This window comes from Streptomyces pratensis (assembly GCF_037137275.1).
GTDB classification, from domain to species: Bacteria; Actinomycetota; Actinomycetes; order Streptomycetales; family Streptomycetaceae; genus Streptomyces; species Streptomyces pratensis_B.
The window spans coordinates 1-215 of sequence record NZ_JBBBEN010000015.1 but is presented as its reverse complement, the minus strand read 5'-3'; the positions used below and the strand labels follow the sequence as shown (position 1 = coordinate 215).

Here is a 215-nt window from a genome sequence, read left to right as displayed (position 1 = left end):
CGACCGCGACGGACAGCCCGGCTGGGAAGAACGGAAGAACTTCGCCAAGGGCGGCATCCACGAGCCCGGGCGCGATGAGATCCTTTTCGCCGACGTCGACGGTGACGGCCGCGACGACTACCTGGTACTGAACTACGAGACGGGGGCGCTGAACGCCTGGCTCAACCGCGGCGGCGACCGCGACGGACAGCCCGGCTGGGAAGAACGGAAGAACT

At 67.4% G+C, this 215-nt stretch carries 1 protein-coding gene; it reads left to right on the top strand.

Annotated elements, in window-relative coordinates:
- On the top strand, positions 1-215 hold a 215-nt coding region (locus tag V9U70_RS00080; protein WP_336672318.1), incomplete at both ends, for a hypothetical protein.